14 protein-coding genes are annotated in these 13355 nt (G+C 69.4%); 13 read left to right on the top strand and 1 reads right to left on the bottom strand.

Annotation, left to right across the window (positions count from 1 at the left end):
- Positions 1–9 precede the first annotated feature (9 nt).
- From AB0M22_RS10925 to AB0M22_RS10895, 7 genes are all read left to right on the top strand, one after another.
- The gene (locus AB0M22_RS10925; RefSeq protein ID WP_364723614.1) at positions 10–915 is read left to right on the top strand and encodes a sugar phosphate isomerase/epimerase; all 906 of its coding nucleotides are present in this window, start codon (positions 10–12) and stop codon (positions 913–915) included.
- A 266-nt stretch (positions 916–1181) separates the two neighbouring features.
- Positions 1182–2063: a thioesterase family protein gene (locus AB0M22_RS10920; protein ID WP_364723612.1), complete on the top strand. Its 882-nt coding sequence runs from the start codon at positions 1182–1184 to the stop codon at positions 2061–2063.
- Between the two features lie 22 nt (positions 2064–2085).
- Complete coding sequence (proC, locus tag AB0M22_RS10915) at positions 2086–2946, top strand: pyrroline-5-carboxylate reductase (RefSeq protein WP_364723609.1); 861 nt, start codon at positions 2086–2088, stop codon at positions 2944–2946.
- A 293-nt stretch (positions 2947–3239) separates the two neighbouring features.
- The gene (locus AB0M22_RS10910) at positions 3240–3425 is read left to right on the top strand and encodes a helix-turn-helix domain-containing protein (protein ID WP_014988570.1); all 186 of its coding nucleotides are present in this window, start codon (positions 3240–3242) and stop codon (positions 3423–3425) included.
- Positions 3426–3688: 263 nt separating this feature from the next.
- Complete coding sequence (locus tag AB0M22_RS10905; protein ID WP_003402602.1) at positions 3689–3790, top strand: AURKAIP1/COX24 domain-containing protein; 102 nt, start codon at positions 3689–3691, stop codon at positions 3788–3790.
- A gap of 247 nt (positions 3791–4037) precedes the next feature.
- On the top strand, positions 4038–5072 hold the full coding sequence (locus tag AB0M22_RS10900) for an NAD-dependent epimerase/dehydratase family protein (RefSeq protein ID WP_364724092.1): 1035 nt from the start codon (positions 4038–4040) through the stop codon (positions 5070–5072).
- Positions 5069–6094 carry a lysophospholipid acyltransferase family protein gene (locus AB0M22_RS10895; protein WP_364723606.1) on the top strand — a complete coding sequence of 342 codons (1026 nt, stop codon included), beginning with the start codon at positions 5069–5071 and terminating at the stop codon, positions 6092–6094. The genes AB0M22_RS10900 and AB0M22_RS10895 overlap by 4 nt, the downstream gene beginning before the upstream one ends.
- Before the next feature lie 70 nt (positions 6095–6164).
- Here the strand turns inward: AB0M22_RS10895 and AB0M22_RS10890 are convergent, their stop codons facing one another.
- Positions 6165–7118: an HAD-IB family hydrolase gene (locus AB0M22_RS10890; RefSeq protein WP_364724090.1), complete on the bottom strand. Its 954-nt coding sequence runs from the start codon at positions 7116–7118 to the stop codon at positions 6165–6167.
- A 186-nt stretch (positions 7119–7304) separates the two neighbouring features.
- Between AB0M22_RS10890 and AB0M22_RS10885 the strand changes: the two genes are divergently transcribed.
- The 6 genes from AB0M22_RS10885 (at position 7305) to AB0M22_RS10860 (ending at position 13325) form a co-directional block, all read left to right on the top strand.
- Entirely contained in the window at positions 7305–7565 is a 261-nt protein-coding gene (locus AB0M22_RS10885) for a glutaredoxin family protein (RefSeq protein WP_150399830.1), read from the top strand.
- 251 nt (positions 7566–7816) lie between these two features.
- Positions 7817–8674, top strand: coding sequence for a redox-sensing transcriptional repressor Rex (locus tag AB0M22_RS10880; protein WP_364723603.1), 858 nt, complete (start codon positions 7817–7819; stop codon positions 8672–8674).
- Positions 8671–10110 (top strand): glutamyl-tRNA reductase, encoded by a 1440-nt coding sequence (locus AB0M22_RS10875; protein ID WP_364723600.1) that lies wholly within the window; start codon positions 8671–8673, stop codon positions 10108–10110. Before AB0M22_RS10880 ends, AB0M22_RS10875 begins: the two co-directional genes overlap by 4 nt.
- A gap of 49 nt (positions 10111–10159) precedes the next feature.
- On the top strand, positions 10160–11239 hold the full coding sequence (gene hemC, locus AB0M22_RS10870) for a hydroxymethylbilane synthase (RefSeq protein WP_364723597.1): 1080 nt from the start codon (positions 10160–10162) through the stop codon (positions 11237–11239).
- A gap of 73 nt (positions 11240–11312) precedes the next feature.
- Positions 11313–12878, top strand: coding sequence for a bifunctional uroporphyrinogen-III C-methyltransferase/uroporphyrinogen-III synthase (locus AB0M22_RS10865; protein ID WP_357385440.1), 1566 nt, complete (start codon positions 11313–11315; stop codon positions 12876–12878).
- A 213-nt stretch (positions 12879–13091) separates the two neighbouring features.
- Positions 13092–13325 carry a hypothetical protein gene (locus tag AB0M22_RS10860; protein ID WP_364723593.1) on the top strand — a complete coding sequence of 78 codons (234 nt, stop codon included), beginning with the start codon at positions 13092–13094 and terminating at the stop codon, positions 13323–13325.
- Positions 13326–13355: the final 30 nt, after the last annotated feature.

Below are 13355 nucleotides of genomic sequence, written 5' to 3'. Positions count from 1 at the left end.
GGAGCGGCAGTGGGGAAAATCGGACAGACGGACGAGACCCGGCGACAGATCCTGGTCGGACTCTCCACCGCGTCGGTGTATCCGCAGAACACCGAGGCGGCGTTCCGGTACGCGGCCGAACTCGGTTACGACGGCATCGAATTGATGGTCTGGGCCGAACCGGCCAGCCAGAGCATCGCCACGGTGCAGGCCTACTCGCGCAAGTACGACGTGCCGGTGATCGCGATCCACGCGCCGTGCCTGCTGATCTCGCAGCGGGTCTGGGGCGCCGACCCGGCGGCGAAGCTGGAGCGCAGCGTGCGCACCGCCGAGGCGCTCGGCGCGACCACCGTCGTCGTGCATCCGCCGTTCCGCTGGCAGCGCCGCTATGCCGAGAACTTCGCCGACCAGGTCGGCGAGCTGGAGGAGCACAGCCCGGTCATCGTCGCGGTGGAGAACATGTTCCCGATGCGGGCGGACACACTGTTCGGGCGCGGCGCGCGTTCGGTGAAGCGGCTCGAGCGGCGCGGCGGGCCGGGGATCGGGCTCACCGCGTTCAGCCCGTCCTACGACCCGACCGACACCGGGTTCGAGCACTACACCCTCGATCTGTCGCACACCGCGACCGCCGGTGCGGATCCGTTGGCGCTGGCCGCGCGGATGGGTCAGGGCCTGGCGCACCTGCATCTGGCCGACGGCCGCGGCGCCGCGCACGACGAGCATCTCGTTCCCGGGGAAGGCACCCAGCCGTGTGTCGAGGTGTGTGACACGCTGGTCCGCAATGGTTTTGCCGGTCAGGCGGTGGCCGAGATCAATACGCAGAACGCCCGTACCACCCAGGATCGCGCGGCCATGCTGCACCGGACGTTGGCGTTCGCCCGGCTGCATCTGAACGGGCAGACCGCCCCCGCCCCGACTCCGGCACATCACGCCTGACACGAAAGTCTCTGTGCCGTAAGTGAATTGGTAACCGAGGCGCGAAAAGCTCTCCATCGTAATCGGTTCGCGGTAGCGGACGCTGTCTCGTCGAGCTGATGCCGCCCGGTTTGTGCACGGACTCGGCGCGCCCCGATGTGATGCACATCGCGTTCGCCCGGCCGAGGGGAATGCACCTGCCGAACCGCTTCGTTCTACGCTGTACGAACGCCGCGTACCAGCAACCCTGATCGCCGACGCGCGGCCGGTGGACGACAGGAGCGACTATGACGACGGAGCTGGACCTAGCGGCGGTCACCGAGGCCGAGGCGCCTTTCAGCCGGGTGCTCGCCTTGACCGAGCTGCCCGCGACCACCCCGGATACCGGTCGCTACCTCGGCAATATCGGCAAGACCTGGACCATCGGCAAGAAGGTGCACGGCGGCACCATGGTCGCGGCCAGCGCGGCCGCGGGCCTGAAGTGGCTGCGCGCCGCCGATCCGGCCCTGGCCGGCATGGCGCCGATCGCCGCGAGCTCCGACTTCCTCGGCGCACCCGATCCCGGCGAGGTCGAATACGAGGTGCACATCCGCAAGACCGGCCGCCAGATCTGCCTGGCCGACGCGAACCTGATCCAGAACGGCCGCACGCTGGTCCGCACCGCGCTCACCTTCGGCCACCTGGACGACGCCGAGCCGCGGTTCGCCCGCGAGCACCACGACATGCCCGTCGAACCACCCGCCGACGCGGTCGGCTACGAACCCGGCTCGCCGATGGGCCGGGTCGTGCACGTCGGTCAGGCCGCCGAGGTCTACATCGATCGCGAGTGGGCCCGCTTCCTCGACGGCGAGACCGCCGAGCCGCGGCTGCGGCTGTGGATGCGCCCGCGCCCCGCCGATCAGCAGGACCCCGAGGTCGCCATGTTCTTCGCCATGATGAGCGCGGACATGAGCCCGCCGGTCCCGTACAACCTGGGTCATTTCGGCTGGTCACCCACCGTTCAGATGACCACCTTCCTGCGTCGCAAGCCCGCCCCCGGCTGGCTGCGGATCATCGCGACCACGCACGAGGTCGGCGCGCGACTGTTCGACGAGGACCAGCTCATCCTCGATTCCACCGGCGCGGTCGTCGCACAGAGCCGCCAGCTGGCGCTGATTCCGCAGGGATGAGCGCCGTCTAGGCTTTTCCCCCATGACGAGAATTGCGGTAATCGGTGGCGGGCGCATCGGGGAGGCGCTGATCGCGGGCTTACTCGAGTCCGGGCGGCTGGCGAAGGACCTGGTTGTCGTCGAGACGTTCGTGGAGCGGGCCGCGCAGATCGCCGAGCGGTTCGGCGTGCGGGTGACCGACTCGGTGGCCGATGCCGCGGTCGGCGCGGACCTGTTGGTGGTCGCGGTCAAGCCCGCCGATGTGGACGCGGTGATGACCGCGCTGGGCAAGGCCGCGCTGAGCGACAACGCGAGTGTCGACGCCGACCGCGACCAGATCCTGGTATCGCTGGCGGCCGGCGTGCCGACCTCGCGGCTGGAGGCGAAGTTGCCCGCCGGTTTCCCGGTGGTGCGGGTGATGCCGAACACGCCGATGCTGGTCGGCCAGGGCATGAGCGTCATCGCGCCGGGCAGGCACGCGCGGCCGCCGCAGCTGGAACTGGTGACCGAGGTGCTCGGCGCGGTCGGCAAGGTGGTCACCGTCGCCGAGGCGCAGATGGACGCGGCCACCGCGGTCTCCGGCTCCGGGCCCGCCTACTTCTTCCTGGTCGCGGAGGCCATGGTGGACGGCGGCGTCGGCCTCGGGCTGACCCGCGAGGTGGCCACCCAGCTGGTGGTGCAGACCATGGTCGGCGCGGCGGCGCTGCTGGATGAGTCCGATCAGGACGCGGCCGAGCTGCGCGCCGCGGTCACCTCGCCGGCCGGCACCACCGCCGCCGCGGTGCGCGAGCTCGAGCGTGGCGGGGTCCGTTCCGCCTTCCTGGAGGCGCTGCACGCGGCGAAGCAACGCTCCGCCGAGGTGGGCGGCACGAGCGACGGGCCGGGCGTCGGCAGCGCGATGTGAGCCTGCCGGACATCATCCGTTCGGAAGCACGCAACCGGTCGGTTCCCAATGGGAAAAGCTGATTTCTCACTCCCGTCGCAGTAACACCACTGGTCCCGCTAAGCTTCAAGCAGCACGTGCGTGTCTGTTCCGCCGGTGGGGAAGCCGGCGGCGCGGGCGTGCCGGAGGTCAATGGTGCAATGATGTCTAACAAGATGTCTGCAAGTAGCTCAGGAAGTTCGAGTGGCCCAGGTCCCTCAGGCGCCCGGGCTGGTTCCCGGACGCAAGGTGGTTCCGGGTCGCAGGGTCAACCCATGCTCGGCGGCACTCAGTTCCTCACGGTCGCCGAGGTGGCGAGCCTGATGCGAGTGTCCAAGATGACGGTGTACCGGCTTGTGCATTCCGGTGAGTTGCCCGCGGTGCGGGTGGGTCGTTCGTTCCGGGTGCACGCCAAAGCGGTGCACGATTATCTGGAAACGTCCTACTTCGACGCCGGATGAGCGCCTGATCCACTCCGTGGCCCACGGGCCGCGGGACGCCGACGGACCTGGTCCGGCGGCGTTGGATCAGGCGGTTTCGGGGCCGACCGGACGTGCCGGTACGATGGACCCTCGGTTCGTGTTCGCCCGCCGGTGGCATCACTTGTGGTGTCCGGTGGTACCCGGCGGCGCGGACACTGGACGTGAGGCTTGCCGAACGACCGGTCAGTTGGCGCACGTGTGTAGCGTGCGCGCCGAGTAGAGAGAACGCGAGGAACAACCCTATGGGTTCTGTGATCAAGAAGCGCCGCAAGCGCATGTCGAAGAAGAAGCACCGCAAGCTGCTTCGCCGCACACGTGTGCAGCGGCGCAAACTCGGCAAGTAAGCGCTGCGCGTCAGCTCGAAGGCCCGTCACCATCAGGTGGCGGGTCTTTTTGTTTGAAATACCGAATTTTGAAACCACGGTGTGTTTCAGGTGACTGAAGTCATCGTTAGAACCTGGTAAATACCAACAGAACCCGTGAACGCAGCGGCTACTCTAGGAACCGGGGAATAAGTGAAATGGGGGCTTGCCAAGGTGGGATGCGGTGCCGGTGGCTTCTGACACTCGAGACGGACACACGCCGAAAGTCGTGTTGGTGACCGGTGCGAGTCGCTTCTTCGGCGGCAACGTGGTCGCTCGTCTCGCCCAGGATCCCGATATCGATCGCATCATCGCGGTCGACACCATGACCCCGAGCCGGGAGTTGCAGCGGCGCATGGGCCGCGCCGAATTCGTGCGCGCGGATATCCGAAATCCGTTGATCCGTAAGGTGATCGATGGTGGCGCGGTGGACACCGTGGTGCACGCCGCGATGCTGGCCAAGCCGCCGGCCGGGGCCGACCGCGCGGTGATGAAGGACCTCAACGTGCTCGGCGCGATGCAGTTGTTCGCGGTGTGCCAGAAGGCGCCGACGGTGCGCCGGGTGGTCGTGCGCTCCACCTCCGCGGTGTACGGATGCAGCGCGAAGGACCCGGCGAAATTCACCGAAGAAATGAGTGCGCGCACCCCGCCGCGGGGTGAGTTCGCGCGCGACATGATCGACATCGAAGGTTTCGTGCGCGGACTCGCGCGGCGGCGTCCAGATATTGCAACGGCCATTCTGCGTTTGGCACCAATTGTCGGACCGCGGTTGGCCAGCCGGGGCGTGCAGTATCTGCGTTCACCGATCACGCCCACGGTCTTCGGCCGGGACGCGCGCATTCAGCTGCTGCATCAGGAGGACGCGGTCGCCGCGCTCGCGCACGCCGCGCTGACCGCCCGCGGCGGCACCTACAACATCGCCGGTGACGGCGCGCTCGCGCTGTCCCAGGCCGTGCGGCGGGCGGGCCGGATCGAACTGCCGGTGCCGTTCGCGCTGTTCCGGACGGCGGGCCGGGTGCTGATGGGCCCGGTCATGCGCGAGTTCTCCGGCGAGCAGCTCGACTACTTCCATTTCGGCTGTGGCCTGGACACCACCCGGATGCGGGCCGAACTCGGATTCGTCCCGCGCTGGACCACGGTGCAGGCCTTCGACGACTTCATCGGGGGCGCAGCGTTGCGGCCCGTAATCGATCCCGCGTGGATCGATGCCGCAGAAAACAAACTGCTCGGCCTGCTCGGGGCCGGTACGGGAGCACAGCAATGAACGACGTAGCGAAAGTCATCCAACTCCACGACCTGCAGGACGACGCGCGCCCGCGGCCGACCACCCGGCGCTGGCCGGAGCATGCGCAGGGCGAAGCGCCCAGCCCGGTGACCTCGCTGACCGATCGGCTGGCCGCCACCGAACCGCCTGCGCCGCAATCGTTGTCGGATCTGGTGCGCGGCGCGCTGGGCAAGCAGATCGGCAAGACCGCCGACTTCACCCGCCGCCGGATCACCGGCGACTACCAGGTGGACGAGTTCGGTTTCGACGAGCACCTGCTCGAGTCGGTCATCCTGCCCGCGCTGCGCCCGATGTCGGAGCTGTGGTTCCGGGTCGAGGTCAGCGGGATGGAGAACATTCCGGAGGTGGGCGGCGCGCTGATCGTGGCCAACCACGCCGGCACCATTCCGCTCGACGGGCTGATGCTGCAACTGGCCATCCATGACCGGCACCCGAAACAACGCGCGCTGCGCCTGCTGGCCGCCGACCTGATCTTCGAGACGCCGCTGCTCGGCTCGCTGGCCCGCAAGGCCGGGCACACCCTGGCCTGCCGCGAGGACGCCGAACGACTGCTGCGCTCCGGCGAACTCACCGGCGTCTTCCCGGAGGGCTTCAAGGGCGTCGGCAAGCAGTACGCCGACCGCTACAAGCTGCAACGCTTCGGCCGCGGCGGCTTCGTGGCCGCGGCGGTGCGCACCGGCGTGCCGATCATCCCGTGCTCCATCGTGGGTTCGGAGGAGATCTACCCGAAGCTGGCCGACCTGCAACCGCTCGCCCGGCTGCTCGGCCTGCCGTACTTCCCGGTGACGCCGCTGTTCCCGCTGCTCGGCCCGCTCGGCGCGCTGCCGCTGCCGTCGAAGTGGTACATCGAATTCGGCGCCCCGATCCCGACCACCGGCTATGAGCCGGAGGCCGCCGACGACCCGATGACCATGTTCGAGGTCACCGACCAGGTCCGCGAGACCATCCAGTCGACGCTCTACAAGCTGCTCACCAAGCGCCGCAACCCGTTCACCGGGTAGTGGCCCGATCGCCGGGCACCAGTCGGTAAACCCCTCGGCCGCACTGGTTTCCGGCGCTCGTGCGCAGCCCTCAGTGCTCGCGCTTGCGGGTCACCGCGGCGGCCACCGCGCCGCCCGCGGCGCCGAGCGCCAGCGCGGTCGGTACGCCGATCTTCGCCGCCTTGCGCCCGGTGCGGAAATCGCGGATCTCCCAGCCCCGGTTCTTCGCCACCTCGCGTAGATCCGAATCCGGGTTGATCGCGACCGCGGTGCCGACCAGCGAGAGCATCGGCACGTCGTTGTGACTGTCCGAGTACGCGGTACAACGCTTGAGGTTCAACCCTTCTCGGATCGCCAGCGTGCGCACCGCGTGTGCCTTGCCGAGGCCGTGCAGGATGTCGCCGACCAGTCGTCCGGTGAACTTGCCGTCCACGCTCTCGGCCACCGTGCCGAGCGCGCCGGTGAGCCCGAGCCGCTTGGCGATCACCTGGGCCAGCTCGACCGGCGTCGCGGTGACCAGCCAGACCTGCTGGCCCGCGTCCAGGTGCATTTGCGCGAGAGCCCTTGTGCCCGGCCAGATTTTGTCCGCGATGATCTCGTCGTAGATCTCCTCGCCGAGCTCGGCCAGCTCGGCGGTGGGGCGCCCGGCGATGAACGCCAGCGCCTTCTCCTTGCCGCTGACCATGTCGGAGCTGTTCTCCCGCCCGGTAACCCGGAACTTGACCTGCTTCCAGGCCACGTCGACCAGGTCGGAGGTCTTGAAGTACTTGCGCGCGGCCAGCCCCCGGGCGAAGTGCACGATCGACGCGCCCTGCACCATGGTGTTGTCCACGTCGAAGAACGCCGCCGCGGTCAGATCGCGCGGCACCTCGGGGGAGGTGTCGTCGGGCTCGGCGAGCGCCAATTCCGCGTCGTGCAAGGACAATGCGGCGTTCGCGCTGGCCTCGCCGGCCAGGTTGGCCCGCAGCTCTTCCTCGCTGGGGCCGAAGGGGCTGCGCGGGATACGGGCCAGCTGATCTTGCAGACCCTCGCCGATCGCGCCCAGATTCCACCGCGCCGGAAACTCGCCGAATCGTCCCGCGATGAATCCGGCCCTTGCCACCTTCGATCGTTCCGGCACCGATACCTCCGCCCGTCGCGCGAACCACGTCCACAGTAACCGGGCGGGCCGACAGTCATCGCAGTACCTGGCAGACCGATCCGGGCGTGGCGAGGGGATTTAATATCCGCCATGACCAATCCCACACATTCGGTGACCCTGTTGACCAGATCCGGCTGTGGTCTGTGCGTAACCGCGCTGGACCAGCTGCGCACGATCTGCGCCGAGTTCGGCATCGAGCCGGCGACGCTGGATGTGGACGAGGCCGCGGCCACCGATCCCGGCCTGCGCGCGGAGTTCGGCGACCGTTTGCCGGTCGTGCTGCTCAACGGTCGTGAGCACAGCTATTTCGACGTCGACGAGGCCCGATTGCGGGCGGACTTGAGCCGCTGAGGGGTAGCGATGACTGTCCGTTTCGGCCGCAGCGCTGGTCGCGACGGAAAATGAGGCCAATTTCACCGACTTTGTGAAGGGCTGCACAAGCAGTTACGGTGGTGGCACGCGGACCCGCTTGCCGAGGCTGCGGGCCCACCGCGTACAGAAACCCAGCATTGCGACACTTCGACCATGGCACCGGACCGTCCCGGGCCAGAGGTCCAGCGACGAACCGGAACCCGATCGGGCCGGAACGAGGAGCCGACGACGTGACAGAGCAGCATGAGGCGCCGGGCGGCGTCTCCGGCAGGGCTCTGCAGAAGGACATCCCGCAGGCCACCGTCGCTCGTCTGGCGACCTATCTCCGGGTCCTCGCCACGTTGGCCGACGAGGGTGTTGCCATCGTATCGAGTGAGGAACTCGCTGTCGCGGCGGGTGTCAATTCGGCGAAGTTGCGCAAGGACCTTTCCTTCCTCGGACCCAATGGCGTACGGGGTGTCGGCTATGACGTAGCCAGGCTGAGGACAAGGATCGAGGATGTGCTCGGCCTGTCGCAGGGACACCGCGTGGTGCTCGTCGGCGCCGGGAATCTCGGCCGGGCCCTGGTCGGCTACGGCGGATTCCAGCGGCGTGGCTTCACCGTGGTCGGCATCTTCGACAACCATCCCGAGGTGATCGGCCTCTCGGTCGCCGGGTTGGTGGTCCGCGACGTCGCCGGACTGGCCGAGGCGGTCGCCGCACTCGACCCGACCATCGCGGTCATCACCGTGCCCGACGACGCCGCGCAGGACGCCTGCGACCGGCTGGTCGCGGCCGGGCTGCAATCCATCCTGAGTTTCGCGCCCGTCGAGCTGAGCGCGCCCGGCACGGTCGAGCTGCGCCGCGTCGACCTGGCGGTCGAACTGCAGATGCTCTCGTTCGAGCGAGTGCGCAACGCGGACAACGCATCCGCGCTCGCGGCCAAGACGCCCGAGGTGGCGCGGCCGAGCCGGATCAGCCACCGCGCGCCCACCGCGCACACCTCGGCCGTGCATCAGGCCCTCAAGCATTCGGCGGCAGCCGCGCATTCGGCGTCCTCGCACACGGCAACGGAGCCAAGCAGCAAGGGATCGGTGGTTACTCCATGAGTGTTCTTCTGGTCGGGATTTCGCACCGGAGTGCGCCCGTCTCGGTGCTGGAAAAGGTGGCCATCGCCGACGCCGACCGCCCCAAGCTGATCGACCGCATGCTCACCTCGAGCCACGTCTCCGAGGCGATGATCGTCTCGACCTGCAACCGGGTCGAGGTCTACGCCGTAGTCGACGCCTTCCACGGCGGTCTCGCCGAGGTCGGCGACCTGCTCACCAAGCATTCCGGGCTGCCGCTGCCGGATCTGACCAAGCACGCCTACGTCCGCTACAGCGAGGCCGCCGCCGAGCACCTGTTCGCGGTGGCCAGCGGGCTGGACTCGATGGTGATCGGCGAGCAGCAGGTGCTCAGCCAGATCCGCGGCGCCTACGCCTCCGCCGATGCGCAGCAGGCGGTCGGCCGGACCCTGCACGAGCTGGCCCAGCACGCGCTGCGGGTGGGCAAGCGGGTGCATTCGGAGACCGGAATCGACCGTGCCGGAGCGTCGGTCGTGTCCGTCGCGCTCGAGCGCGCGCAGCACGTGCTCGGCCCGCTGGCCGGGCGGACCGCCGTCGTGGTCGGCGCCGGCGCGATGGGCAGCCTTGCGGTGGCCCATCTTTCGCGGGCAGGCATCGGCCGGATCCTCGTGGTGAACCGCACCATCGGCCGGGCGGCGCGGCTGGCCGAGACCGCGGGCGGCTACGGCGTGGCCGCCGAGGCGCTGGAACTGTCCCGGCTGCCCGAGGCGATGGCCGCGGCCGATGTGGTCATCACCTGTACCGGCGCGGTCGGCAACGTGGTGACCCTGGCCGACACCCACCGGGCCCTGACCGAGCGCGAGCGCGGCGCCGAATTCGCCACCGCCGAACGGCCGTTGGTGTTCTGCGACCTCGGCCTGCCCCGCGACGTGGAGCACGCCGTCGCCGGCCTGCCCGGCGTGACGGTCATCGACATCGAGACCTTGCAGCGCGACCCCGCCGCCGGCGCGGCCGCCGACGACACCGCCGCCGCCCGCGCGATCGTCGCCGACGAACTGGCCAAATACCTGACCGGCCAGCGGATGGCCGAGGTCACCCCGACCGTGGCCGCGCTGCGCCAGCGCGCCGCCGAGGTGGTCGAAGCCGAACTGCTGCGGCTGGATTCGCGGCTGCCCAGCCTGGCCGATCCGGAGCGCGACGAGGTGGCCCGCACGGTGCGCCGGGTGGTGGACAAGCTGCTGCACGCGCCGACGGTGCGGGTCAAGCAGCTGGCCTCCACGCCGGGCGGCGACAGCTACGCCGAGGCGCTGCGCGAGCTGTTCGAGCTGAAACCGGGTGCGGCGCAAGCGGTTGCCACCCCGATGGAGATCAGCGCGATCGGCGACCACGCCGGCATGCTGCTCACCGACGCCGACATCGCCCTGGCCGACGACTTCACCGCTGGTCAACAAGGCGACGAACAGGGGCAGCCGGCATGACGGCGCCCAGGAACGGTATGGCCGCGCCCCGCACCCACGAGGTGCGGGCATGACACTCGTGCAGGAAGAGGACAACGTGACGGCAGGCAGCATGCGCGCGCCGTGGCGGATCGGCACGCGCGGCAGCTTGCTCGCGCTCACCCAGTCGGGCACCATCCGCGACGCGCTGGTCGCCGCGGGCCACGAGGCGGAGCTGGTGGTGGTCAAGACCCTCGGCGACCTGTCCGCCGAGCCGGTGCAGCAGATCGGGGTCGGCGTCTTCACCTCCGCGCTGCGCGATGAACTGGCCGCGGGCAACATCGACATCGCGGTGCACTCCTACAAGGACCTGCCGACCGCGCAGGACCCGCGCTTCACCATCGCCGCCATCCCGCCCCGGCAGGATCCGCGCGACGCGCTCGTCGCCCGCGACGGACTGGTGCTCGGCGAACTACCCGCGGGCGCGAAGGTCGGCACCTCGGCCCCGCGCCGCGCCTCCCAGCTGCGCGCGCTCGGCCTCGGCCTGGACATCGTCCCGCTGCGCGGCAACCTGGACACCCGCCTGCGCAAGGTCAGCGACGGCGATCTCGACGCGGTCGTGGTCGCCAGAGCCGGCCTGGCCAGAATCGACCGGCTCGACGCCGTGACCGAGGCCCTGGAACCGGTGCAGATGCTCCCGGCGCCGGGCCAGGGTGCGCTGGCCGTCGAATGCCGTAGCGAGGACGCCGAACTCATCGAGGTGCTGACCGCGTTCGACGACGCCGCGACGCGCGCGTCGATCATCGCGGAGCGGGCGCTGCTCGCCGAACTAGAGGCGGGCTGCACCGCGCCGATCGGCGCGCTCGCCGAGGTTGTCGAGTCGATCGACGAGGACGGCCGGATCTTCGACGAGCTCTCGCTGCGCGGTTGCGCGGCGGCCGTCGACGGGTCCGACGTGGTCCGGGCCTCGATCGTCGGTGCACCGGCGAACGCGGACGAGCTCGGCCGGGCGCTGGCCCGCGAACTCCTCGACATGGGCGCGCGCGAACTACTCAGCGTCGCCGAACCAGGGCCAAGCGGCCCCGAACCGGATCCCGGTTCGAACACCCAGGCGGTGAATGCGCCCGCCACAGACTTCACCCAACCCAGCCCAATGGAGAACAACCAATGAGCGAGCGCAGCGAGCGATTCATGACACAGTGCGCACCGCGCATGACGGAACCGAGCGCCAGCGAGGTGGAGGCATGAGCGGTCGAGCTACCAAGAAGCAGCCAGGTCGGATCCTTTTCGTCGGGTCAGGTCCTGGCGACCCGGCGTTGCTCACCGTGCGCGCCCGTGAGGTGATCGGCCGCGCGACGCTGGCGTTCACCGATCCCGATGTCGACAAGGGTGTGCTCGCCCTGATCGGGACCGCGGTCGAGCCCGGCGAAGACGGCGAGCGTCCGGTGGACGTGCGGCCCGCCCTCGGCGAGCCGGCCGAGGTGGCCAAGACGCTGATCGCCGAGGCCCGCAACGGCCACGACGTGGTCCGCGTCGTCGCCGGTGACCCGTTGACCACCGACTCGGTGATCGCCGAGGTCAACGCGGTGACCCGCTCGCACATGGTGTTCGAGGTGCTGCCCGGCCTGCCCAACGGTTCGGCCGTGCCGAGCTACGCGGGCATCGCGCTCGGCTCCGGGCACACCGAGGCCGACGTGCGTGGCGAGGTCGACTGGGCCGCACTGGCCGCCGCGCCGGGACCGCTGGTGCTGCACGCCACCTCGGGCCACCTGGCCGAAACCGCAAGCGCCCTGGTCGAACACGGCATGGCGCCGCAGACCCCGGTCGCGGTGACCGTGCGCGGCACCACTCGCCAGCAGCGCACCATCGAGGCCACCCTGGCCACGCTGAACAGCGCAGCCTCCGAGCTGGTCGGCCCGCTGGTGGTGACCATCGGCAAGGTGGTCGCGTCGCGCTCGAAGATGTCCTGGTGGGAGTCGCGCGCGCTGTACGGCTGGACCGTTCTGGTGCCGCGCACCAAGGACCAGGCCGGCGAGATGAGCGAGCGGCTGGTCACGCACGGCGCCATTCCGATGGAGGTGCCGACGATCGCGGTCGAGCCGCCGCGCAGCCCCGCGCAGATGGAGCGCGCGGTCAAGGGCCTGGTCGACGGCCGCTACCAGTGGGTGGTGTTCACCTCGACCAACGCGGTGCGCGCGGTGTGGGAGAAGTTCGCCGAATTCGGTTTGGACGCACGGGCTTTCTCCGGCGTGAAGATCGCCTGCGTCGGCGAGGCCACCGCGGACCGGGTTCGCTCGTTCGGCATCAACCCCGAGCTGGTGCCCAGCGGCGAACAGTCCTCCGAGGGCCTGCTCGCCGACTTCCCGCCCTACGACGACGTTTTCGACCCGGTCAACCGGGTCCTGCTGCCGCGCGCCGACATCGCCACCGAGACGCTGGCCGAGGGCCTGCGCGACCGCGGCTGGGAGATCGACGACGTCACCGCCTACCGCACGGTGCGCGCCTCGCCGCCGCCGGCCGAGACCCGCGAGATGATCAAGACCGGCGGTTTCGACGCGGTCCTGTTCACCTCGTCCTCCACGGTGCGCAACCTGGTCGGCATCGCGGGTAAGCCGCACGCGCGTACCATCGTCGCGTGCATCGGCCCGAAGACCGCCGAGACGGCCATCGAATTCGGTCTGCGCGTCGATGTGCAGCCCGAGGTGGCTCAGGTCGGCCCGTTGGTCGAGGCGCTGGCCGAGCACGCGGCCCGGCTGCGTGCCGAGGGCCTGCTGCCGCCGCCGCGGAAGAAGAGCCGCCGCAGCCGCTGATTCGTTCCACCACCACACTGCCCGTACCGAGTTCGGTACGGGCAGTGTGCATTTCGTTCACAGTGTGGCCGTTGTATCGATATCGGTTGGGCAGCAACGGATTCCGCGCCGCATCGATGACCATGCCCATAGAACTATGGGCATCTCACCTCTTTTGGTCGGGGCTAGTTTGGCCTGGCGTGTTAGCGCGATCACAAGAGAGAGTTGGTTTTGATGAAACGATCGATAGTGCACGTCGGCGCGGCCACCTTCGCCAGCCTGGTCATCGTATTGTCCGGCGGCGCTTCGGCTTTCGCGGCGCCCGCGCCGGCCGCCGCACCCGCCTACATCGATGGGTCGACGGGCAGTTCGACCGGTTCGGTGCAGGGTTTGCCCGCGATCGCGCGCGGGTTCGTCTGCCTGCTCAAGACGATGTCCGGCGGAGTCGGCAGCATCTGCACCGTTTAGCGCACATTACGACCGGGACCGACGGCGGAA

The organism is Nocardia sp. NPDC051756 (assembly GCF_040681495.1).
In the GTDB taxonomy this organism is placed as follows: Bacteria; Actinomycetota; Actinomycetes; order Mycobacteriales; family Mycobacteriaceae; genus Nocardia.
This window is presented reverse-complemented; position numbering and strand designations above follow the sequence as displayed.